20 protein-coding genes, 7 tRNA genes and 2 rRNA genes (1 of these 29 only partly in view) are annotated in these 21,953 nt (G+C 49.2%); 8 read left to right on the top strand and 21 right to left on the bottom strand.

What is annotated here, in order from left to right; genetic code table 11:
- Positions 1-110 precede the first annotated feature (110 nt).
- Positions 111-335 carry a hypothetical protein gene (locus CBE73_RS20685; RefSeq protein ID WP_094095850.1) on the bottom strand — a complete coding sequence of 75 codons (225 nt, stop codon included), beginning with the start codon at positions 333-335 and terminating at the stop codon, positions 111-113.
- A gap of 252 nt (positions 336-587) precedes the next feature.
- Here CBE73_RS20685 and CBE73_RS20680 point away from each other — a divergent pair, with 252 nt between their 5' ends.
- Both CBE73_RS20680 and CBE73_RS20675 read left to right on the top strand, forming a co-directional pair.
- Complete coding sequence (locus CBE73_RS20680; protein WP_094095849.1) at positions 588-1,028, top strand: helix-turn-helix domain-containing protein; 441 nt, start codon at positions 588-590, stop codon at positions 1,026-1,028.
- A gap of 15 nt (positions 1,029-1,043) precedes the next feature.
- Entirely contained in the window at positions 1,044-1,532 is a 489-nt protein-coding gene (locus CBE73_RS20675) for an ImmA/IrrE family metallo-endopeptidase (RefSeq protein WP_094095848.1), read from the top strand.
- Between the two features lie 388 nt (positions 1,533-1,920).
- On the opposite strand, the gene sufB is transcribed toward CBE73_RS20675, so the two are convergent.
- From sufB to CBE73_RS20640, 7 genes are all read right to left on the bottom strand, one after another.
- Positions 1,921-3,318, bottom strand: a complete 1,398-nt coding sequence (gene sufB / locus CBE73_RS20670; RefSeq protein WP_068694290.1) for a Fe-S cluster assembly protein SufB — start codon at positions 3,316-3,318, stop codon at positions 1,921-1,923.
- A 13-nt stretch (positions 3,319-3,331) separates the two neighbouring features.
- On the bottom strand, positions 3,332-3,745 hold the full coding sequence (sufU, locus tag CBE73_RS20665) for a Fe-S cluster assembly sulfur transfer protein SufU (RefSeq protein ID WP_094095847.1): 414 nt from the start codon (positions 3,743-3,745) through the stop codon (positions 3,332-3,334).
- On the bottom strand, positions 3,745-4,959 hold the full coding sequence (locus CBE73_RS20660; RefSeq protein WP_094095846.1) for a cysteine desulfurase: 1,215 nt from the start codon (positions 4,957-4,959) through the stop codon (positions 3,745-3,747). Before CBE73_RS20660 ends, sufU begins: the two co-directional genes overlap by 1 nt.
- Positions 4,956-6,254 carry a Fe-S cluster assembly protein SufD gene (gene sufD / locus CBE73_RS20655; RefSeq protein WP_094095845.1) on the bottom strand — a complete coding sequence of 433 codons (1,299 nt, stop codon included), beginning with the start codon at positions 6,252-6,254 and terminating at the stop codon, positions 4,956-4,958. The genes CBE73_RS20660 and sufD overlap by 4 nt, the downstream gene beginning before the upstream one ends.
- Before the next feature lie 20 nt (positions 6,255-6,274).
- Entirely contained in the window at positions 6,275-7,063 is a 789-nt protein-coding gene (gene sufC, locus CBE73_RS20650; protein ID WP_094095844.1) for a Fe-S cluster assembly ATPase SufC, read from the bottom strand.
- A gap of 360 nt (positions 7,064-7,423) precedes the next feature.
- Positions 7,424-8,011, bottom strand: a complete 588-nt coding sequence (locus CBE73_RS20645; RefSeq protein WP_094095843.1) for a DUF1802 family protein — start codon at positions 8,009-8,011, stop codon at positions 7,424-7,426.
- Between the two features lie 48 nt (positions 8,012-8,059).
- A complete protein-coding gene (locus CBE73_RS20640) occupies positions 8,060-8,533 on the bottom strand; it encodes a Dps family protein (protein WP_094095842.1) in 474 nt (157 codons plus the stop codon).
- A 287-nt stretch (positions 8,534-8,820) separates the two neighbouring features.
- On the opposite strand from CBE73_RS20640, the gene CBE73_RS20635 reads away from it, so the two are divergent.
- Entirely contained in the window at positions 8,821-9,336 is a 516-nt protein-coding gene (locus CBE73_RS20635; RefSeq protein WP_094095841.1) for a hypothetical protein, read from the top strand.
- A 94-nt stretch (positions 9,337-9,430) separates the two neighbouring features.
- Here the strand turns inward: CBE73_RS20635 and CBE73_RS20630 are convergent, their stop codons facing one another.
- Complete coding sequence (locus CBE73_RS20630) at positions 9,431-9,811, bottom strand: DUF423 domain-containing protein (protein WP_094095840.1); 381 nt, start codon at positions 9,809-9,811, stop codon at positions 9,431-9,433.
- A 168-nt stretch (positions 9,812-9,979) separates the two neighbouring features.
- On the opposite strand from CBE73_RS20630, the gene CBE73_RS20625 reads away from it, so the two are divergent.
- From CBE73_RS20625 to CBE73_RS20615, 3 genes are read left to right on the top strand one after another with little or no spacing between them, the layout of a single operon-like run.
- On the top strand, positions 9,980-10,408 hold the full coding sequence (locus tag CBE73_RS20625) for a hypothetical protein (RefSeq protein WP_094095839.1): 429 nt from the start codon (positions 9,980-9,982) through the stop codon (positions 10,406-10,408).
- A 40-nt stretch (positions 10,409-10,448) separates the two neighbouring features.
- Complete coding sequence (locus tag CBE73_RS20620) at positions 10,449-11,297, top strand: DegV family protein (protein WP_094095838.1); 849 nt, start codon at positions 10,449-10,451, stop codon at positions 11,295-11,297.
- 57 nt (positions 11,298-11,354) lie between these two features.
- Positions 11,355-12,089, top strand: a complete 735-nt coding sequence (locus tag CBE73_RS20615) for a 3-ketoacyl-ACP reductase (protein WP_094095837.1) — start codon at positions 11,355-11,357, stop codon at positions 12,087-12,089.
- A 164-nt stretch (positions 12,090-12,253) separates the two neighbouring features.
- Here the strand turns inward: CBE73_RS20615 and CBE73_RS20610 are convergent, their stop codons facing one another.
- Positions 12,254-12,817 carry a DUF420 domain-containing protein gene (locus CBE73_RS20610; protein ID WP_094095836.1) on the bottom strand — a complete coding sequence of 188 codons (564 nt, stop codon included), beginning with the start codon at positions 12,815-12,817 and terminating at the stop codon, positions 12,254-12,256.
- Positions 12,818-13,044: 227 nt separating this feature from the next.
- On the opposite strand from CBE73_RS20610, the gene CBE73_RS20605 reads away from it, so the two are divergent.
- A complete protein-coding gene (locus tag CBE73_RS20605; RefSeq protein ID WP_094095835.1) occupies positions 13,045-14,742 on the top strand; it encodes a M3 family oligoendopeptidase in 1,698 nt (565 codons plus the stop codon).
- Between the two features lie 180 nt (positions 14,743-14,922).
- Here CBE73_RS20605 and mnmH read toward each other — a convergent pair whose 3' ends face one another.
- Both mnmH and selD read right to left on the bottom strand, forming a co-directional pair.
- Positions 14,923-15,960: a tRNA 2-selenouridine(34) synthase MnmH gene (gene mnmH, locus CBE73_RS20600; RefSeq protein ID WP_094095834.1), complete on the bottom strand. Its 1,038-nt coding sequence runs from the start codon at positions 15,958-15,960 to the stop codon at positions 14,923-14,925.
- Positions 15,961-16,029: 69 nt separating this feature from the next.
- Positions 16,030-17,088, bottom strand: coding sequence for a selenide, water dikinase SelD (gene selD, locus CBE73_RS20595; protein ID WP_373286406.1), 1,059 nt, complete (start codon positions 17,086-17,088; stop codon positions 16,030-16,032).
- Positions 17,089-17,253: 165 nt separating this feature from the next.
- Here selD and CBE73_RS20590 point away from each other — a divergent pair, with 165 nt between their 5' ends.
- On the top strand, positions 17,254-18,327 hold the full coding sequence (locus tag CBE73_RS20590) for a permease (RefSeq protein ID WP_094095832.1): 1,074 nt from the start codon (positions 17,254-17,256) through the stop codon (positions 18,325-18,327).
- Between the two features lie 255 nt (positions 18,328-18,582).
- Here CBE73_RS20590 and CBE73_RS20585 read toward each other — a convergent pair.
- The 9 genes from CBE73_RS20585 to CBE73_RS20545 all read right to left on the bottom strand — a co-directional run.
- Positions 18,583-18,657 (bottom strand) — tRNA-Gly (locus tag CBE73_RS20585).
- A 14-nt stretch (positions 18,658-18,671) separates the two neighbouring features.
- Positions 18,672-18,744 (bottom strand) — tRNA-Lys (locus CBE73_RS20580).
- Between the two features lie 74 nt (positions 18,745-18,818).
- Positions 18,819-18,893, bottom strand: a tRNA-Gln gene (locus CBE73_RS20575).
- A 16-nt stretch (positions 18,894-18,909) separates the two neighbouring features.
- Positions 18,910-18,985 (bottom strand) — tRNA-His (locus CBE73_RS20570).
- A gap of 10 nt (positions 18,986-18,995) precedes the next feature.
- A tRNA-Met gene (locus CBE73_RS20565) sits at positions 18,996-19,069 on the bottom strand.
- Between the two features lie 30 nt (positions 19,070-19,099).
- Positions 19,100-19,175: transfer RNA gene (locus CBE73_RS20560), tRNA-Ala, on the bottom strand.
- A 34-nt stretch (positions 19,176-19,209) separates the two neighbouring features.
- Positions 19,210-19,286 (bottom strand) — tRNA-Ile (locus CBE73_RS20555).
- Between the two features lie 34 nt (positions 19,287-19,320).
- Positions 19,321-19,437 (bottom strand): 5S ribosomal RNA (gene rrf / locus CBE73_RS20550).
- Positions 19,438-19,722: 285 nt separating this feature from the next.
- Positions 19,723-21,953, bottom strand: a 23S ribosomal RNA gene (locus CBE73_RS20545); it runs 1,580 nt beyond the window's last position.

Here is a 21,953-nt window from a genome sequence, read left to right as displayed (position 1 = left end):
TCCTTCGGGTCCGCCCTTTCCAGCAGTGTCTTCTGCGAGAAACTTGGTCAGTTACTTCTGGCGGCAACCCTGCTTGCGAGCATGGCTTTTAATCCTACCGAGTAGTCCCGTCACTCTTTCCTTTTCGCGTATTGATAAGCTCCCGTTGCCGACAGTCCAATAATAGAGATTAGAATCAGTTTTTGCTGAATATAATCAGGGACAAACACAAATATGGCCGCGATTAGTACCGCTATGACATGAACCCATTTATCTTTCAAACCAAAGCCTTGGGAAATTTGAACATAAGCGGCTACAAGGGCGGCTAAAGTGAGTATATCGTTGGATACTTCCATGGTTTTGTCTCCTTTATTTTAAAGTAATCCATACTTGGTAAAGCTGATGCAAGTTCTCCTCCCCACATTCGGCAGTTTAAAATAAGTTAGGTAACTTCCCTCCCCTCAATTACATTGAGGTATTTAAAATACCCTAGACAATATAAAAACGACTTGTACATGCTACTTGTAATTCTGATTATATGTGGTATTATTAATACCGTCAAGTATTTTAAATACCGTTTTTATTTTTCTAATATGGAGGCCTTGTCTATGTCCCTTGGTGAAAGAATACGCGAACGCCGCAAGCAACTCGGACTCACCCAGCTAGAAATCGCCCAGCAGCTCGATATGGGAAGATCCAACTTCGGTCATATCGAAAATGGCCGCGTCATCCCTTCCAGCACCGATCTGGATAAACTTGCGGATATTTTAAAAACCAAACCCGATTACCTGCTCGGGAAAACCGATGATCCTTCCGTAGGAGGGAACGATGATCCTTACGCCCTAACTTTCAAAGAGGAAAAGGATATTGCCATACGGCTGCAGAAAATGTTGGATGAATTGGAAAGCGATGTGCCGCTCGCTTATTTCGGCGAACCGCTTGATGATGACGAGGACCGCGAAGCGTTGAAAGCCTCCCTTGAAAACACGCTGCGGTTATCCAAATACATGGCGAAGAAGAAGTTTACGCCAAACCAATATAGAAAATAACACCGGGGGTACCCTATGGACGAAGAACGTCTCATAACCAAGCTGATCAAAACCTACGGAACCAATGACCCCTTGGCGATTGCAGAACAGAAAAACATCCTGGTTCTGTTCGAGCCGCTGGGTAAGAACATCTGGGGATATTTCAGCAGCGCCCATCGTATCCCTATCATTCATATCAATGAGAAGCTGAACGAATTTGAGCGCACGTTTACCGCCGCCCATGAGCTCGGCCACAGTCTGCTGCACGCGAAACTGAATACGCCCTTTCTGCGCAAAAATACGCTGATCTCCGTCGACCGGATCGAACAGGAAGCTAACCGTTTTGCCATTAAGCTGCTGATTGGCAACGCCAAACCCGAGCAAGGAGAAACGGTTAAATTCTTCCTGCTGCGGTGCGGGATTCCGGAATGGCTGCATGTTTATTTTAACGTGGACGAGCAGCCGGAAGGAAAAAAGAACTGGTCAGCTTTCTGGAAAGACGAGCAGTCGTTTTGGGGATGTTAATCGCCCCCACTAACATGAGGTTTCTGGTAAAAATTTAATTGCATCTTTCTCTGCTAATAAATACACCGTGCTCTCCAAGAGCACGGTGATGGTTAAAACCTTAAGTCAAATTATTTAAATCGCTCACGAACCCATGTCAAACCCCAGCCTCGCATATCCGCTGAAGCTCCATACTCTTTCTTCCTTTGAGATCAAATTATAGCTCGCCACGTAAATCGTGACCCGCATATACCCGCTCCAATTCAAGCTCCTTTAAAGGCAAGCTGCTGAATAAGCGCTCTCGCTCCCCTTTATCCAATCCGACTCATATAAAAATAAACGTGCCCACGCTATCTGAGCCATCTGCTCTTGATTACCGTGGACACGTTATAAGTTAAAGAAATAAGTCTTAACCGATCGAGCCTTCCATCTCAAATTTGATGAGACGGTTCATCTCAACCGCATATTCCATCGGAAGTTCTTTCGTAAACGGCTCGATAAAGCCCATAACGATCATCTGCGTAGCTTCCGCTTCGCTCAGACCACGGCTCATCAGATAGAAGAGCTGGTCTTCGGATACTTTGGATACGGTCGCTTCGTGTTCCAGCACAACGTTATCGTTCATGATCTCGTTGTATGGAATGGTATCGGAAGTAGACTCGTTATCCAGAATCAGCGTATCGCATTTGATGTTGGATTTCGCGCCTTCCGCTTGACGACCGAAGGAAGCAAGACCACGGTAGGATACTTTACCGCCGTGTTTGGAGATCGATTTGGACACGATCGTCGACGTTGTATCCGGAGCCAGGTGAATCATTTTTGCGCCGGCATCCTGGTGCTGGTTTTTGCCTGCAACTGCGATGGACAGCACGCTGCCTTTCGCGCCGCGGCCTTTGAGGATAACAGCCGGATACTTCATGGTCAGTTTGGAACCGATGTTGCCATCGACCCATTCCATGTTCGCATTTTCTTCGGCAACCGCACGTTTTGTAACCAGGTTATAAATGTTTGGTGCCCAGTTCTGAATCGTCGTGTAACGAACGCGGGCGTTCTTCTTCACGATGATCTCAACCACCGCACTGTGCAGAGAGTTCGTGCTGTAGATCGGAGCTGTACAGCCCTCTACGTAATGCACAAAGCTGTCCTCATCGGCGATGATCAGAGTACGTTCGAACTGACCCATGTTTTCGGAGTTGATCCGGAAGTAAGCCTGCAACGGAATTTCACATTTCACGCCTTTAGGCACGTAGATGAAGCTGCCGCCGGACCATACTGCACTGTTCAGGGCCGCAAACTTGTTGTCAGCCGGAGGTACGATTGTACCGAAATATTCACGGAAAATTTCCGGATGTTCTTTCAAAGCAGTGTCGGTATCCATAAAGATAACGCCCTGCTTCTCCAGATCCTCCTGCATGTTGTGATATACAACCTCGGATTCGTACTGAGCGGATACACCGGCAAGGAATTTCTGCTCGGCTTCCGGGATGCCCAGTTTATCGAAGGTTTCCTTGATTTCGGCAGGAACCTCTTCCCACGTCTTGCCTTGTTTCTCGGATGGTCTTACATAATACTGGATATCGTTGAAGTCCAGCTCGCTGAGGTCGCCGCCCCAGTTTGGCATTGGCATTTTCTCAAACTGCTTCAATGCTTTGAGACGGTATTCGAGCATCCATTCCGGTTCGTTTTTGATCCGGGAAATTTCTGTAACGATTTCAGGCGTCAAACCTTTACCAGTTTGGAATACCGCTTTGTGTTCATCACGGAAACCATATTTATATTCTTCCATTTCAGGCGCTTTCTTGGCCATGGTTATACCCTCCTTATTCGATACCCTTCTTCAGGGCGTTCCAAGCCAGCGTCGCACATTTAATGCGGGCTGGAAATTTATTCACACCGGACAGGGCTTCAATATCTTCATATTCGTTAAATTCAGCGTCTCCGCCCTTCATCATTGTAGAGAAGCGGTCAGCCAAATCCAACGCCTCACTGACAGTCTTTCCTTTGACGGCATCTGTCATCATGGACGCTGAAGACATGCTGATCGAGCAGCCTTCACCCGTATAGCGGGCATCCTTGACGATATTATCCTCCACAATCAGTTGGAGGGAAATGCGGTCTCCGCAGGTCGGATTGTTCAGGTTCACCGTTAAGGCATCATCACTGAACGTGCCGCGGTTACGCGGATTTTTATAATGATCCATAATGACACGGCGATAAAGGTCGTCTAGTTGCATCACGCGAAATACTCCTTTGTTTGGATTAAGCCATCCACAAGACGGTCAACATCTGCTTCCGTGTTATATAGATAGAAGCTTGCTCTGGCTGTCGCAGAAGCTTTCAGCCAACGCATCAAAGGCTGGCAGCAGTGATGGCCCGCACGAACAGCGACACCGAAGGAGTCAAGCACGGTTGCCACGTCATGCGGATGAATATCGTCCAGATTAAAGGTCACCAGCCCAACCTTGCGGTCTTTAGGGCCATACAGCGTAATTCCTTCTATGCCGGACAAACGGTCCATGGCGTAAGCTGCCAATTGACGTTCATGTTCCGCGATGGCATCCATGCCGACACTCTCCAGAAAATCAACGGCAGCGCCTAAACCTACAGCGCCAGCAATAATCGGGGTACCGCCTTCGAACTTCCAAGGCAGCTCCTTCCACGTCGATTCGTACAAACCAACATCGTTGATCATTTCACCGCCGAATTCAATCGGCTCCATCGCATCAAGAAGTTCCTTCTTGCCATATAATACGCCAATTCCGGTTGGCGCGCACATTTTATGACCGGATAAAGCATAGAAATCACAATCAAGGTCCTTCACGTCAATCTTCATGTGTGGTGTGCTCTGCGCGCCGTCCACAACAATCACAGCGCCGTGCCGGTGAGCGATCGCGGCGATTTCTTTAACCGGATTTACCACGCCAAGCACGTTTGAAACATAATTGATCGCTACGATTTTCGTTTGGGACGTAATGGTTTCTTCTGCATCCTGAAGTTCGATATGGCCATCAGGCTGCATTGGAATGTATTTGAGTGTAGCCCCGGTGCGGATGGCGAGCTGCTGCCACGGAATCAGGTTGCTGTGATGCTCCATTTCCGTGATGACAATTTCGTCGCCTACACCGACATTAGCCGGGCCGTACGAGGAAGCTACGATATTCAGGGCCGTTGTTGTTCCCCTGGTAAAAATAATCTGCGACGAATCGGGAGCCCCGATAAACCGCGCCACTTTCTCGCGCGCGCCTTCGTAAGCTTCCGTCGCGCGGCTTCCGAGCGTGTGAACTCCGCGGTGCACGTTGGAGTTCTCCCACTCGTAATACTGCTTCACCGCGTCGATAACCGCACGGGGTTTCTGCGAAGTAGCCGCATTATCGAGATAAACGAGCGGATGCCCGTTTATCTCCTGGTTCAAGATGGGAAACTGCTCTTTTAATAGTTCAGGATTCATTGTCCCAGCTTCCTTTCCACAAGAGCCTGTAATTGCTGCTGGAGCTGCTCAAGCGGAATATCGGAAACCACAGGTGCAAGGAAGCCGTAGATGATGAGGCGTTCCGCTTGCTCGCGGGAGATGCCACGAGACATCAGATAGTAGATCTGCTCCGGATTCACCTGGCCGACGGAAGCGGCATGGCCTGCTGTTACGTCGTCCTCGTCAATCAGGAGGATCGGGTTGGCGTCACCGCGCGCTTTCGGGCTGAGCATCAGCACTTTCTCTGTCTGCTCGCCGTTTGCTTTGGTTGCGCCGTGTTCGATTTTGGTAATGCCGTTGATGATCGCCGTAGCTTCCTCGCGCATTACGGCGCGGGTAATCATCTGGCTGTCGGAGCTTTTACCAATATGGGTTGCTCTCGTGCTGAGGTTCAAACGCTGGGAACCGGAGCCTACCGCAATAATCTTGGCATCGGACAGGGAACCGTTCCCTTTAAGAATGCTGTTGGTATCGCTCATGGTATCGCCGTTGTTCATTTCCCCAACGATCCATTCAATGCTGCCATCGTTCTCAACAGCAGCACGGCGGTAAGTCAAATCCGTCACTTTGCCGCTCAGATGGTGAACGGTAGCGTATTGTACTTTGGCGCCGGCTTTCACGACAACCTCAACGATGCCGTTATGCACAAGCTCTTCGTCAAGCTCGCCGGATACATAGTTGTCTACGTATGTCACGCGGCTGTTCGTGTCAGCCACCACAAGCACGTGAGGGGCAAACACGGATTTTGCGTCGTCAACGAGGAACAACGCCTGAAGCGGCACTTCAATTTCCACGTTGCGCGGCACATACAGGAATACTCCGCCGTTCCACACGGCGTTATGCAGAGCAGTCAGCTGATTCTCATCTGCAGCTACTACCGTAGACAGATGCTGCTGTACAAGGTCAGCATGTTCTCTAGCAGCTGTCTGCAAGTCGGTAAAGATAACGCCTTTATCCGCAAGCTCTTTGGACAAACGGCTGATAATCGTATTGTCATTGCGCTGTACAACCAGCGAGTCGCTTTGCGAAGGATCAACGAGCTCGGAAACATAGGAAGGCAGCTCTGTGCCGGTTTGTCCCGCAGCCTCTGGAGAACCGAAGTTCTTCAGGTTCCAGCGCTCAAGTTTCATCTTTTCAAGCTTCGGAAGTTCGAGTTGTCCAGCCAGTTCAAGCGCTTTAAGTCTGCGCTCCTTCAGCCAGGCCGGTTCGCTGTTCCGCTCAGAAAATGCGTTCAGGGCCGAAGCCTCAACGGGAAGAACGGTTAATGTAGTCATACTGTCTCCTCCTCCGTTTCTTAGACTTCCTGCTCTTGGCCGACAGTTTCATCGACAATGCCGAGTTCTTCTTTGATCCAGTCGTATCCGTCCTGCTCCAGACGCTCTGCCAATTCAGGGCCGCCGGATTTCACGATGCGTCCTTGCATCATTACGTGTACGAAGTCTGGTTTGATATAGTTAAGCAAACGCTGATAGTGAGTAATAACCAGGAATCCGCGCTCTTCGCTGCGCATAGCGTTAACGCCTTCGGCTACAATGCGCAAAGCATCGATGTCCAGACCGGAGTCGATTTCGTCAAGCACGACAATTTTCGGATCCAGCATCATCATTTGCAGAATTTCGTTCCGCTTCTTCTCGCCGCCGGAGAAACCTTCGTTCAGGTAACGATGAGCAAACTCAGGGTTCATTTCGAGCTCTTTCATTTTACCTTCCATTTGGCGGATAAACTTGATCAGGGAAATTTCATTGCCTTCACCGCGGCGGGCATTGATTGCACTGCGCAGGAAGTCCGAGTTTGTTACGCCGGCAATTTCGCTCGGATACTGCATAGCCAGGAACAAACCGGCGCGGGCGCGCTCGTCAACCGCCATATCCAGCAAATCTTCGCCGTCAAGCGTTACTGTTCCGTCTGTTACTTCATATTTAGGATGTCCCATAAGTGCGGATGCCAGCGTACTTTTACCCGTACCGTTAGGACCCATGATAGCATGGATTTCTCCGCCTTTAATTTCAATGTCAATCCCCTTCAGGATTTCCTTACCTTCAATGGTTGCTTTCAAACCTTCAATGACAAACTTCGTGGACATAATTTGAGACTCCCTTCATCTATTTACAATATTAAATTGGGTATACGTTATTTTGACAGGGACGCCTCCCTGTAGTGATTTTTATCATACCATAATAAGTATCAAATTAGAATCATTCTAAGAAATCTTATTGATTCTCAATTGATTCTCATTACATTCTATCGCAATAAATAAGCAGAAGCAATGCGGCCATCAAACGTTCATAGAGATAGCAAATTTCCCTGAAAATAAGATTCACCCATCGGCATTAGTCCATTTCGGGTCCGTTTGCCGGGATAATAGGAAATGGACATCGGCCAAGTTTGGATCAAGCTTTACCATGAAACAAGGCTTGGCCATAGGATGGCCAAGCCTTAACCCTTATAAGCGCAGCGCTCTGCGCAGCACACGAGCTTTTTCAGCAAATTCCGTCAGTGGAATCACCGGTGTTAAATTGTCCTTATCCGGACGGGGAAGCTCCTGAATGTCTATCCAGGATTTACAGCCTCCATACTCCGGTAAGGCAGGCACATGAAGCGGCCGGTTCAGCCGGTACACCCTTAGCAACAAAACATGCAGCGGGTCCTCACTTTTCCAGCGCAGTCGCTCCTCCACAAAGTTTGCCGTCCACATATGAAACTCATACAGCCGGGACAATTCCTGCTCCGAAGTAATCGGAATGTCATCCACTACTTCAGCCCAAGCATACAAATAAGTCTGCCCTTTCAATAGGCCCGGCGATTCCAGTTCACGCAGAGAATCATCCACATAATGTCTGACTTCCGGCTTCAGCAGCTCACGGCGTTGATGTTCATACGCGGGGTAGAGGTAGAAGGAATCACTTCTCGTCTCGAAATGACGGGTTTCTTCGTGAATTCCGCCTTTCCGGAGAAGAATAAACTGATCTCCCTCCAGCAGGGCTCTGATCGTGGATGCCCATTCCTTTAAAGCGATCGAATGCTCTCCCACCTGATCCAACCCCTTTTTCTATAACGAGGAAGCTTATTCTTGTTCTGCTTAACCCAGATAAGAACGAAGCATCCACATATGTTTTTCGAACTCGCCTTTGAAGCCTGTCAGCAGGTCTGCTGTTGCAACATCTTCAGCTTCTTCAGCCAAATCGATGCCTTCCTGGAAGGATTCCGTCAACGTGGCGAAGTCCTCGATCAGGATCTGTACCATAGCGCGCTGATCTTCTTTGCCTGTCGCTTCCTGAATCGTTGCGATTTCGAGGTACTCCTTCATAGTGGCGGAAGGGGCGCCTTTCAGTGTAAGCAGGCGTTCTGCGATTTCGTCCATTTTCAGAGTGACTTCATTGTACAGCTCTTCAAATTTCACGTGCAGGGTGAAGAAGTTCTCTCCCTTAACGTACCAATGGAAATTATGAATCTTAACGTAAAGAACATTAAGATTTGCAACCTGTTCGTTCAGAACCTGCTGAAGCGCTTTGCTTTTCGTTTTACTTTGCGATTTGGATTCAGTTTTAGCCATTTGAAATCCCCGCCTTCCTTATATTTTAAAATAAAAAAATGACAAACGTCGGCTCTTCGCCCGAGTTGGGACCCTGTTAGCTTCCGCCAAAAAGGAACCTGCCATCCTGCCCATATTTTACCCTCTGCCCTCTTGGGCGAAACAAATCAGAAAGCCGGGTCATTATCTTCAATTTAATATGTCTCCGATACTAGGTTTCCGGCAGGTTTGATGGTATTATAGGATTGCCGTCAGTGCCTTTGACGGATAGATTTGCAATATGAAGCAGTACGGGGGAAAACAGTACGATGAAAGACAATGAAGAAAGCAGCTTTTTATTTAATGTAGAAATTCTTGTGAAGAGCCCCACAAACGGTGAAGCCCTTCAACTTCTCCTCCAATTGCTAAACAGTCACCAAGGTCAGGTAGCCGATTATCGTGTGAAATCAGGCATTGAGCTGGGCAGCATCATCGATGCAACCCGTGCCGCCAAGAGCAAGACGAACAAAACAACGGTTTCCGCTTCTGAAGCTTCTTCCCAAGCAGCAGCTCCAACCCAAGCAGCCGATTCGGTCAAGAAGACAGAGGGAGGCTCGCACATTACAGGTTCTAACGGAAATCCGGTCGGTGAGTGGATACAGTCGCACATTTCCAGCAACCGTTTGGTCAGAGTGCTTATTCAAACGTCAAAAGGACGTCAGAGTATTCCCTGCCGAATCTTGAACTATGTGCCCAAAGAAGAGCTGATCAATGTTTATCATGTCGATGAGAAGCAAGTCTATACTTACAAGCTTAACGAGATTATAGATATTCTAGATTCTTAAGGCTGAAACAAGCATAAAGAGGGCATCCTGTCCCAGCAGGATGCCCTCTTTATTGTTAAGGTTCTTCCTTATCTTTCTTATCTTCTTTACTTCCTTATGCCTGTCTGGTTCTCAGAACCGATACCACAATCAAAATCCAAGCGGCAATAAAAGCCACGCCGCCAAGCGGTGTAACGGCTCCTAACACCTTAACTCCCGAAATGCTGAGAACATACAAACTTCCCGAGAACAAAATAATACCGATCAAAAACAAACGGGCGGCCCAGCGCAAGCTGGCGGATTCTCCCCAAATATGAGCCAGTATAGCAACCAGTATGAGAGCAAGTGCATGATACATTTGATACTGGACACCTGTCTCATAAACCTGCCGTGCCTCTTCATCCAAGACTTCCTTTAAGGCATGGGCGCCGAAGGCTCCGATAGCAACCGCCAAAAGCCCCAGAACAGCACCGATCGCTGCATATTTTCGCGACATTGCTTTTCATCCCTTCAAAATTATTCATCTTCAACTTGTATATTTTACCCGATGGAGGATGGGTTTTACTATGGTGTTCAATGGATTGCCTTAAATCCGGCTTGCTTTTTCTTCCGTAATATTGAAAAATGAACAAGAATAAGACTTATGACCAAAGGAGATTCGCTAATGGATTATGAACAGTCACAGGAGAAAGAATATGATTCTTTCCCCCCACATCCAGAAGCACAGCAGGAACTGAGGCCGAAAGTCAAACATTCCGGACCCGGCATCGTCTCATTTGTGTTAGCATTGCTTGCGATTGTCGGATACGTAGGCTGCCTGACCTTAATCTTCGCCGCATTTGGACAGATCGGACCGGATGAACTCGATCAAGAACATTTAATGCAGCAGCAGTTGTTTATTTCCGGCGTTTATGGGCTTTTGGCTTGCGGGATTCTTAATCTGGCCGGGATTGTTACGGCCATCATCGGGCTTGCGCTCAAGAACCGCAAGAAATTATTTGCCGTCCTGGGACTCGTCTTTGGACTTCTGCCTTTCCTTCTGCTCGTTATTCTGCTGATCATCGGTGTTGCAGCATCAGGCGGCCAAGTTTAGGTCTAACAACTGATTCTGATTGGAAAGGTGACTTAATGAAATGAGTTCAATTAAAATTTTTGCAGACAGCACCTGCGATTTGTCTGCTGATCTGATCAAACAATATGATATCGGCATTGTTCCTTTATATGTAACGTTTGAATCCAGATCCTACAGGGATGGGATTGATTTGACTCCTCCCGAGCTTTACACCAAGGTATCTGAAACCGGTAAACTTCCTCTGACCGCCGCTCCTTCGCCAAGCGATTTCGTGCAGGCGTTTGCTCCATTTGTAGAACAGGGGCGTCAGATTGTCTATATCAGCTTATCTTCCGAGCTCTCTTCCACCTATCAAAATGCCCTGATCGCATCGGAAGAGTTTGAACAAGGAATAGTCAACGTATTCGACTCTCTGAACTTGTCTACCGGTATCGGAATCCAGGTGCTGAAAGCAGCGCGTGCCGCCGAAGCAGGACAAAACGTTCATCAGATCCTGAGTCTGCTTGCCGACATTCGCCCTAAGGTCGATACGGAATTTGTGATTGATTCTCTCGACTATTTACATAAAGGCGGACGCTGCTCCGGTATGCAAAATGTCGTGGCCAGCCTGCTCAAAATCCGGCCGGTCATCAAAGTCATCGATGGCAAAATGACTCCGGCCTACAAAGTTCGCGGAAGCCGCGAGAAAGCCTTTGATCAAATGGTTTCCAACGCTTTAGGCAACAAAGAGACGATGGACCGGGGAACGTTGTTTGTCACCCAAACGATGGCCCAGGAAGATGCGAAGAATCTCCGCGGAACCCTTCAGGATACCCTTCAGCCGCAGGAAGTTTTCATTACGGAAGCCGGCTGCGTGATCTGCAGTCATTGCGGTCCAAAAACGATCGGCATTATTTATCTCAAAGAATAGTGTCCATGTGCAGGACATACTCAAATCCATTTTCAACCATTCAGGGAGGAACTAAACATGACCTTACAAACTACAAATCTGCAAAAGAAAACTGCCATTATTACTGGAGCCAGCAAAGGCATTGGCCGTGCTATCGCTTTCGCCTTGGCCGCAGAAGGCGTCAATCTTGGACTGATTTCCCGAAATGCTGATGAATTAAAGCAGCTTCAGGAAGAGCTGGCCGGTACATACGATATTCAAATCGTAAGCAGTGCAGCCGATATTTCGGAACGTCATCAAGCCGAAGCCGCCATTGCTGCTCTTGAACTCGAATTGGGTACCCCTGATATTTTAATCAACAATGCCGGGACTGCCACCTTCGGCAGCCTGCTCGACATGGACCCTGAAGAATGGGAACGGATCATTCGGGTCAATCTGATGGGTACCTACTATGTAACACGTGCCGCTCTCCCCGCCATGCTTGAGAAGAAAAGCGGCGACATCATCAACATTGCCTCCACTGCCGGCGAACGAGGTTTTGCCACAGGCTCCGCTTACTGCGCTTCCAAGTTCGGGGTGATCGGATTGACCGAAGCTTTGATGCATGAGGTCCGCAAGTCCAATATTCGGGTGATAGGCCTCAATCCTAGTACCGTCAATACCGATCTGGCTGCCAGAAACAATTTGCCGATCGGTGATGAAGACCGGATGATGCAGCCGGAAGACGTTGCCCAGGTCATCGTGAGCACGTTGAAGCTGCCGGCAAGAGTGCTGCTGAAGACAGCAAGCCTGTTTACAACCAACCCACAGTAACAACTAAATAAAAAAATCAGCCGGGTCTCTTAAGAGGATCCGGCTGATTTTATGTTTCGGCTTATTTGAGGTTTATTAATAGCTTAGTAATAGCTTAGTAATGCTCATTAATAGGCTTATAGAGCTAATCTCCGTGAACGGATTTCCGCTAACACTACATAGTGTCAATAATAAGGAGCCATCATCAGATACACGATAACCCCCGTCAGGCTGACATACAGCCAAATCGGCATCGTCCAGCGGACGATTTTTTTATGCTTGGTCACCTGCATCGTCCAGCCCCAAACGAGAGCGAACAAAGCCAGCGGCACTACAACGGCGGCCAGGAAGCTGTGGGTGATCAGGATAAAGAAATAAATCGGACGGATAATCCCTTCCCCGCCATATTTCGCTGTATCCGGAGAAATGTAATGAAACGTCAGGTATGACACGAGAAACAGCAGGGTTGTCGTAAAAGCGAGCAGAATAAAGACTTTATGCACGCGGATGTTCTTTTTCATAATCGCCACTAAAGCCGCTATCAGAAAAATGAACGTAAAGCTGTTAAAAATCGCGTTCAGTCTCGGGAAAATCGTAATGTCAAAATCGACGGCCCCTTGATACCCCAGCGGGGAGAAGAACAAAAGCAAAATAATGATATTCGCTACAATCGATACGGTGATAATCAGCCCGGTGAAGTTCCTGGAGCTTGTGGGCTTGTAATTGTATTGATCCGGTTTACTGTTCATGTTCGAAGCTCTCCTATTCAGGTTCTTGTCTCTGTCAATTATATATCTCTTCCAATTGGATTGTTAAGTGACAAAACAGCGACTTTTCCATTAAAAGCGCGTTATCCCCAGTATGGGGCTTCATGCAGCGTGTTAAACCAGACAAAACTATAATCATTCTTTAGTAGCCATCGGCTCGCGCGATTATATATAATAGGAGTTACATCGTAACGAAAGGGTGCTGAACCATGTTAAAATTCCAGGATTACCGCTATGAACGTCCCGACGTCGAGCAGCTCAAGCAGCAATTTACAAATTTGCTGGCCCAACTTAGCGCAGCCACTTCGCTTGATGAAGAACGCAAGGCTATCTCCGCCATCAACAAACTACGTAGCGAATTCGAGACTATGCAGCAGCTTGTCGGCGTGCGCCATTCCATTGATACTACGGATGCCTTCTACAAAGCCGAACAGGATTACATGGATGAAATCGGCCCCGTGATCCAGGAATACATAACCGAATATTACAGAGCGATCGTGAATTCAGCCAATCGCGTGGCCCTTGAGAAGGAATGGGGAACCCAGCTGTTCCAGCTGGCCGAAATTTCGCTGCGCATTTTCAGTCCTGAAATCATTGAGGACTTGCAGCTCGAGAACAAACTGTCCACCGAATACTCGCAGCTTATTGCTTCTGCCAAAATTCCGTTTGAAGGCGAAGAAAGAACGCTGCCGCAGCTGGTTCCGTTCGAGCAATCAACAGACCGTGATCTCCGTAAGCGCGCTTCCGAAGCCCGCTATGCATTTATGGCAGAGCACAGCCAGGAACTGGACCGCATTTATGACGATCTGGTTAAAGTCCGGACACGTATCGCCAAGAAGCTGGGTTACGAGAACTTCGTAGGACTTGGTTACGACCGCATGATGCGTACGGATTACACACCGGAAATGGTCGCCAACTTCCGCAAGCAGGTGCTTGAATTTATCGTACCGGCTTCGCAGAAGCTGAAAGACCGTCAAGCCGAACGATTGGGTCTGGACAGCCTGAAGCTTTATGACGAGCACCTGAAATTCAAAACCGGCAATGCTGATCCTAAAGGCGATCCGGACTGGATTATCGCTGGCGGCGCCAAAATGTACAAAGAGCTGTCCCCAGAGGTCGACGAGTTCTTTACGTTTATGCTCGAAAGCAACCTGATGGATCTGGTCAGCAAAAAAGGCAAACAAGGCGGCGGCTACTGCACCTATTTTAGCGAATATAAAGCTCCGTTCATTTTCTCAAACTTCAACGGCACTTCCGGTGACATCGACGTACTCACTCACGAAGTCGGCCACGCGTTCCAGGCTTATGAAAGCCGCAACCTGACCGTGCCTGAATATGCTTTCCCTACTTATGAAGCTGCGGAAATTCATTCGATGAGCATGGAATTCTTCACTTGGCCTTGGATGAATCTGTTCTTTGAAGAAGATGCGGACAAATACCGCTTCAATCACCTGGCTGAAAGCCTTCAGTTCATTCCTTACGGCGTATCCGTCGATGAATTCCAGCATTTCGTCTACAGTAACCCGGATGCTACACCGGCTGAACGCAACCATGCATGGCGGGAAATTGAGAAAAAGTACTTGCCGCACCGCGATTACGACGGTAACGCTTATCTGGAGCAAGGCGGCTTCTGGCAGAAGCAAGGCCACATTTACAGCTCGCCGTTCTACTACATCGATTACACGCTTGCCCAACTGTGTGCGTTCCAGTTCTGGAAGCGTTCCAGAGAGGATTTTGCAGCCGCTTGGAAAGATTATTTGACGCTTTGCCAAGCCGGCGGCAGCCAGTCCTTCCTCAAGCTGGTCGAGCTGGCCGGACTCAAATCGCCGTTTGAAGACGGCTCCATCGCTTCCGTGATCGGCGAAATCGAAGGCTGGCTGAACAGCATCGACGATAAATCGCTGTAAGTTGAGTGAGCTAAGCCGATTGAGCACGGAGTACGCTGAGTAGCTTCTTTCAGCCTTCTATAGCCATCTTTCGGCCTGCAATACCTGCTTTAAACCAACAAGAGGTCTCTGCCTGTGCAGAGACCTCTTTGGTGTTTGACGAGTCCCTCACCTCATTCAGGGTTTCTCGTTTCTCGTCATCTAACCTATAGGTTCAGAAATATATTGTTTGACCTGTGCCAATGCGTCATCCACGTTATCCGCTTTAATCATAACGAGGTTATCAGGCCCGATCTCTCTGGCCGTATGCTCGTAACGCGGATCATAGTAATGGATCAACAGCTGCTCGGCTGCATCCCCAAACCGCCCGGCCTGCAAATCCTCTTCGATTTGTTTGGCGATCGGCGTATGCATACGTTCCTTGATTCTACGGAAGGCAGCCAGGCAAGCATCCTGATGGAGTTCGGGTTGGTAATCCTCCAGGATTTGCTTCACCCGCTCTTCAATAGGAAGATCGATCCAAAGCTGCATCCCTTCCTCCTTGCTTTTCACAAGGAATTCCGGCATAGCGACTTTTCCAATCCGTTTGCTTTCCGCCTCCAATAACATATAAGGGCGGTCTTGGACTTTGAGAAGAGCTTGCAGCAGCAGAGAATCAAAGGTCTTCTGGTTATGAGGGCGCAAGCCTACCTGACCGAAGACGGAACCTCGGTGCCCTGCCATTTGCTCCAGATCCAGAACCGGATATTGTTCGGCTTGAAGCTTGCGGAGTATATAGGTTTTTCCCGTGCCTGTATACCCGTTAAGAACAAGGGCCTTCGGCTTGACTTCAAATTGACTTAGTTCGTCTACTACCCATTTCCGGTAAGAACGAATGCCCCCGCTCAGGCGCTGGACATGGACATCCATCAGGGACAGCAGAGTTGCTGTCGTTCGGCTTCGCATTCCGCCCCGCCAGCAGAAGACCACTTTATTTCCCTGGATCTCCTGGAACTGTTCAATCAAAGCAGGCAGCTTGGCCGAAATGATCGCAAGTCCACGCTTTTTAGCCGCCTCCACGCTGACCTGCTTGTACAAGGTTCCGATTTCCGCACGTTCTTCATCATTAAAAAAAGGGATATTCAGACTCCCCGGAATCGTTGATTCCTCAAACTCGGACTGAGACCGTACATCGATCAGCGTCATTTCCTGTTGCTGTTGCTTCGCAAGAAGCTCTTCTACTTCTATATCTGTGAACACATCTACTCGCTCCTTGCTTCTGTCTATAATCCCTGTTCTTAGAATCCTTTAATTATCCGTCATGCAGGCTTATTTAACCTGGATATGCCCTGGATGATCCGAAGTTACCTCACCAATCAATGCCGCTTCGACTCCAGCATCCACCAATTGCTTCAACAGCTCGCCGGCTTGGTCTCCGTTTACGGCAATCAGCAGTCCGCCTGACGTTACCGCATCGCACAGCATCCACTGGCCGATTTGATCCAAATCTTCCGGGAATGTAACAGAGCCTTGCAAATGGTCATAGTTGTTTTTCGTTCCTCCCGGTACGCTGCCTGCTTCAGCAAGCTCGCGAACGCGTGGCAGAAACGGTACTTGGTCCTTGTAGATGACAATCCCCGTACCGCTGCCTTTTGCCATTTCAGAAGCATGTCCAAGCAGGCCAAAGCCGGTAACGTCCGTGCAGGCATGCACATCATAATTTTCCATCGTTTCCGCTGCTGTTTTGTTCAGGGTTGTCATGACCGAAGTAACCCGTGCCACTTCCTCCGCGCTGAGCAGATCCTTTTTAATGGAAGTGGTCAGAATACCTACCCCGATAGGTTTAGTCAAAATCAATTGATCCCCTGGCTTAGCCCCGGCATTCGTACGTACCCGGTCAGGATGCACAAGGCCTGTAACGGCCAGACCAAATTTAGGCTCTTTGTCGTCGATGGAGTGTCCGCCTACCAGCGTTACACCGGCTTCCTTCAGCTTATCGCCAGCACCGCGCAAAATTTCGGTCAAAACCGATTTCTCCAGCGTATGGATCGGAAACGCGACAATATTGAGCGCCGTTAACGGTTTGCCGCCCATGGCGTAAATATCGCTGATCGCATTGGTTGCTGCCACTTGTCCGAAATCATAAGGATCGTCTACGATCGGCGTAAAGAAATCAACAGTCTGGACGAGCGCCAGCTCATCCGTCAGCTTATAGACACCAGCATCATCGCTTGTATCCAAGCCAACCAGCAGAGCTGGGTTAGGAACCGCTGGAGGCAGGCTGCGGAGCACTTGAGCCAAGTCTGCCGGTCCTATTTTACAACCGCATCCCCCTTTTGAAGATAAAGACGTAAGTTTGATTGGCTGCTGTGTTGACACAACTATCATCTACCTTTCTGTTTCTTATATGGAAAATGAGGCTCCACTGAGCGTGCAATTGAAAATACTCCTCAATCAGTATACCACTAATAAAATCAAGGTAAAAACAGCGAAATTTGTGTTATACTATCATATTGACGTTATTTCATTCAGAAATCGGGGGTAACAAAGGATATGTCTCAGTTAACAGGCTCTTCACCTGCAGCTCACAGAAATGTTAAAACGGCGATCTTCGTGGTTTTATTCCTTCTGATTGCGGCGGCAGGTTTATCGTACGTCAAATGGTGGCCTTATTATGAAAAAGCTTTTAAAGCCGCCACTGACCACTCTATCGGCTCTTCGATTCTTACCGGCAGCTCCGAGACCGCGCCTTCCCCATCCTGGTCGGCAGCAGTTGATTATGCGACAGCCTACTACAAGTCGGTATGGAAAGCCGCCGTGCTGGGTGTCCTGCTCGGTTCTCTGGTTCAGGTGCTGATTCCGGCACAGTGGCTGCTGAAAGTGCTCGGCAAAACCACCTTCAAAAGCACAGCACTGGGCGGCATAGCCTCCCTCCCCGGCATGATGTGCACTTGCTGTGCAGCGCCGATTGCAGTTGGCCTTCGGAAAAAGAACGTCTCCGTCGGCTCCAGCCTTGCGTTCTGGCTTGGCAACCCGACGCTCAACCCGGCGACGCTGATCTTTATGACGTTTGTGCTGTCTTGGAAATTCACCGTACTTCGTCTGGTGTTCGGTATACTGCTGACGTTTGGAGTCAGTTATTTTGCAAACCGGTTTGCAGGCAAAAGTGAAATCCCGGAAGAAGTGCTCGAAACCACCGAGGAAGCCGTTAAGCAAGAAGAAGGGCCTTTCCTGGTTCGTTGGTTAAAAAGCGTTGGCAGCATGCTCTTAAGCATCGTTCCTGCTTATCTGTTATTCGTCTTCATTCTCGGCGCTGCCCGTGCTTGGCTGTTTCCTCACGTAGGACTTAGCGAAGGCAACCATCTGCTGGCTATCATAGGGTTTGCTATTGCGGGAATGCTGTTCGTTATTCCAACTGCAGCTGAAATTCCAATCATCCAGTCCTTTATGTCCTTTGGCCTTGGCACCGGCCCGGCGGGTGCGTTACTGCTCACCCTGCCAGCGGTAAGCCTTCCATCGCTTCTTATGATTTCAAGATCCTATCCGAAAAAGGTACTTGCTTTTGTAGCTGCCGCCGTTGTTGTATTAGGCATCCTCTCCGGACTTGCCGCAATGGTCATTCTATAAGCGAACAACAAGGAATCCCCTGCTCAGTTTACAGGCAGGGGATTTTTATGCTTTATTTTTATGCTGCATTTTTATACGGAAGTCCTTGCCGAACTAATTGTACTGTACGAAAACGAGGAAAACGAGGAAAACGAGGAAAACCGGGCTATCCTAGCCTATTAAATGAACTTCTTTTCTTAATCCTAAAAAACGATCCATTGACCGATAATATAACAAAAAAACGCCGCGAAATTCGCAAGCGCTTATGCTTTAGATTGGAGCGGACGACGGGAATCGAACCCGCGACCCTCGCCTTGGCAAGGCGATGCTCTACCGCTGAGCCACGTCCGCATTATGTATTAAGATGAGCCATGAAGGACTCGAACCTTCGACACCCTGATTAAAAGTCAGGTGCTCTACCAACTGAGCTAATGGCTCACAACAACAATCATTTTATCCCTGCAATAACCGAAGTTATTATCAAAGCTCAACTTCACTTTTTAAAAGTAAAATGGCTGGGGATATAGGATTCGAACCTATGCATGACGGAGTCAAAGTCCGTTGCCTTACCGCTTGGCTAATCCCCAACAATAAGGATAAATATGGGGCGATCGATGGGACTTGAACCCACGAATGCCGGAGCCACAATCCGGTGCGTTAACCCCTTCGCCACGACCGCCATAAACCAATTGCGGGGACAGGATTTGAACCTGTGACCTTCGGGTTATGAGCCCGACGAGCTACCGAGCTGCTCCACCCCGCGACATTAAACAATTATTGAGTTTTACAGAAATGGTGGAGCCAAGGAGGATCGAACTCCTGACCTCCTGCTTGCAAGGCAGGCGCTCTCCCAGCTGAGCTATGGCCCCATATCTACAAATTCAACTTTTATAAGTTAGGGAATGGTGGGCCCTAGTGGACTCGAACCACCGACCTCACCCTTATCAGGGGTGCGCTCTAACCAACTGAGCTAAGGGCCCTAACAAAGGGATAAAAAAATCCCCTAAGGGAATCGCTTGGCGACGTCCTACTCTCCCAGGACCCTGCGGTCCAAGTACCATCGGCGCTGGAGGGCTTAACGGTCGTGTTCGGGATGGGTACGTGTGGAACCCCTCCGCCATCGCCACCAAACATGATTTTTGCGCTGCTTTACTTCCGCGTCTTTCGCTTCAGCAAAATATCAGACCTTAGAAAGGACTTGCAGCTTAAAATCGGTTCAGATGTTTGATCACCTGAAAACTGGATACGAAACAATCAAGTGTGAATTAGCCCTTACTCGGTTTCCCGGGGTCCCCGAAAAGTACCTAGGTAGTACTCTCCGAAGCCTCCGCTTCACTTTTTGGGGTATCTTTCGGGTCCCCGCCAAAGTATTCGGAGTTCGCTTCGTCAGCTTTTCTTCACTTTGTGGGGTCCATTTTGGATAAGCCCTCGACCGATTAGTACTGGTCAGCTCCATGCATTGCTGCACTTCCACCCCCAGCCTATCTACCTCGTCGTCTTCAAGGGGTCTTACTAGTTGGGAAATCTCATCTTGAGGGGGGCTTCACGCTTAGATGCTTTCAGCGCTTATCCCTTCCGCACTTAGCTACCCAGCTATGCTCCTGGCGGAACAACTGGTGCACCAGCGGTGCGTCCATCCCGGTCCTCTCGTACTAAGGACAGCTCCTCTCAAATTTCCTCCGCCCACGACAGATAGGGACCGAACTGTCTCACGACGTTCTGAACCCAGCTCGCGTACCGCTTTAATGGGCGAACAGCCCAACCCTTGGGACCTACTTCAGCCCCAGGATGCGATGAGCCGACATCGAGGTGCCAACCCTCCCCGTCGATGTGGACTCTTGGGGGAGATAAGCCTGTTATCCCCAGGGTAGCTTTTATCCGTTGAGCGATGGCCCTTCCATGCGGTACCACCGGATCACTAAGCCCGACTTTCGTCCCTGCTCGACTTGTCAGTCTCGCAGTCAAGCTCCCTTTTGCCTTTGCACTCTTCGAATGAGTTCCAACCATTCTGAGGGAACCTTGGGGCGCCTCCGTTACTCTTTAGGAGGCGACCGCCCCAGTCAAACTGCCCACCTGACACTGTCCCCATACCCGATTAGGGCACCAGGTTAGAACTCCGATACGATCAGGGTGGTATCCCAACGGCGCCTCCAAGGAAGTTTGCGCTCCCTCTTCCTAGGCTCCCACCTATCCTGTACAAATCGTATCAAAGTCCAATATCAAGCTGCAGTAAAGCTCCATGGGGTCTTTCCGTCTGGTCGCGGGTAACCTGCATCTTCACAGGTAGTAAAATTTCACCGGATCTCTCGTTGAGACAGCGCCCAAGTCGTTACGCCATTCGTGCGGGTCAGAATTTACCTGACAAGGAATTTCGCTACCTTAGGACCGTTATAGTTACGGCCGCCGTTTACTGGGGCTTCAGTTCATAGCTTCGGGTTACCCCTAACCACTCCCCTTACCCTTCCAGCACCGGGCAGGCGTCAGCCCGTATACTTCGCCTTACGGCTTCGCACAGACCTGTGTTTTTGCTAAACAGTCGCTTGGGCCTTTTCACTGCGGCCCCCTCGGGCTATTCACCCTACCGAGGCACCCCTTCTCCCGCAGTTACGGGGTCATTTTGCCGAGTTCCTTCACGAGAGTTCTTCCGCGCGCCTTAGAATTCTCTTCTCGCCTACCTGTGTCGGTTTACGGTACGGGCACCTTCACCTGGCTAGAGGCTTTTCTTGGCAGTGTGAGATCATGACCTTCGCTACTGCAATTTTCGCTCCCCATCACAGCCCAAGGTTATGTAGCACGGATTTGCCTATGCTACCCTCTCACTGCTTGGACGGACATCCATCAGTCCGCGTCACTACCCTGCTGCATCACCCCATCGCTCATAGCGGTTTACGGTGGTACAGGAATTTCCACCTGTTTTCCTTCGACTACGCCTGTCGGCCTCGCCTTAGGTCCCGACTTACCCTGGGCGGACGAACCTTCCTCAGGAACCCTTAGGCTGTCGGCGGATCAGATTCTCACTGATCTTTGCGTTACTCATACCGGCGTTGGCACTTGTATGCTGTCCAGCGCTCCTTACGGTACACCTTCAACCTACATACAACGCTCCCCTACCCCTGAATCGACTTCACTCCAGCTTCGAAGTGTGTTGATCCCCGAGAAGCATTTGGCCGAAACCCTGATTTCATTTTAAAGGTTGCTTTCGGCAAAAATGTCTCGTGATTCACCGCCTCAAAGAAGCAGTGAAGTCGATTCAAGCCATAGCTTCGGTGGTGTGTTTAGCCCCGTTACATTTTCGGCGCAGAGTCACTCGACCAGTGAGCTATTACGCACTCTTTAAATGGTGGCTGCTTCTAAGCCAACATCCTGGTTGTCTGTGCAACTCCACATCCTTTCCCACTTAACACACACTTGGGGACCTTAGCTGATGGTCTGGGCTGTTTCCCTTTTGACAATGGATCTTAGCACTCACTGTCTGACTCCCGGTTAATCAGTCTATGGCATTCGGAGTTTGACTGAGCTTGGTAACCCTTGCGGGCCCCGCACCCAATCAGTGCTCTACCTCCACGACTGTACCACCGAGGCTAGCCCTAAAGCTATTTCGGGGAGAACCAGCTATCTCCGAGTTCGATTGGAATTTCTCCGCTACC

Origin of the sequence: Paenibacillus physcomitrellae (genome assembly GCF_002240225.1) — a bacterium.
Classification (GTDB): Bacteria; Bacillota; Bacilli; order Paenibacillales; family Paenibacillaceae; genus Fontibacillus; species Fontibacillus physcomitrellae.
This window is presented reverse-complemented; position numbering and strand designations above follow the sequence as displayed.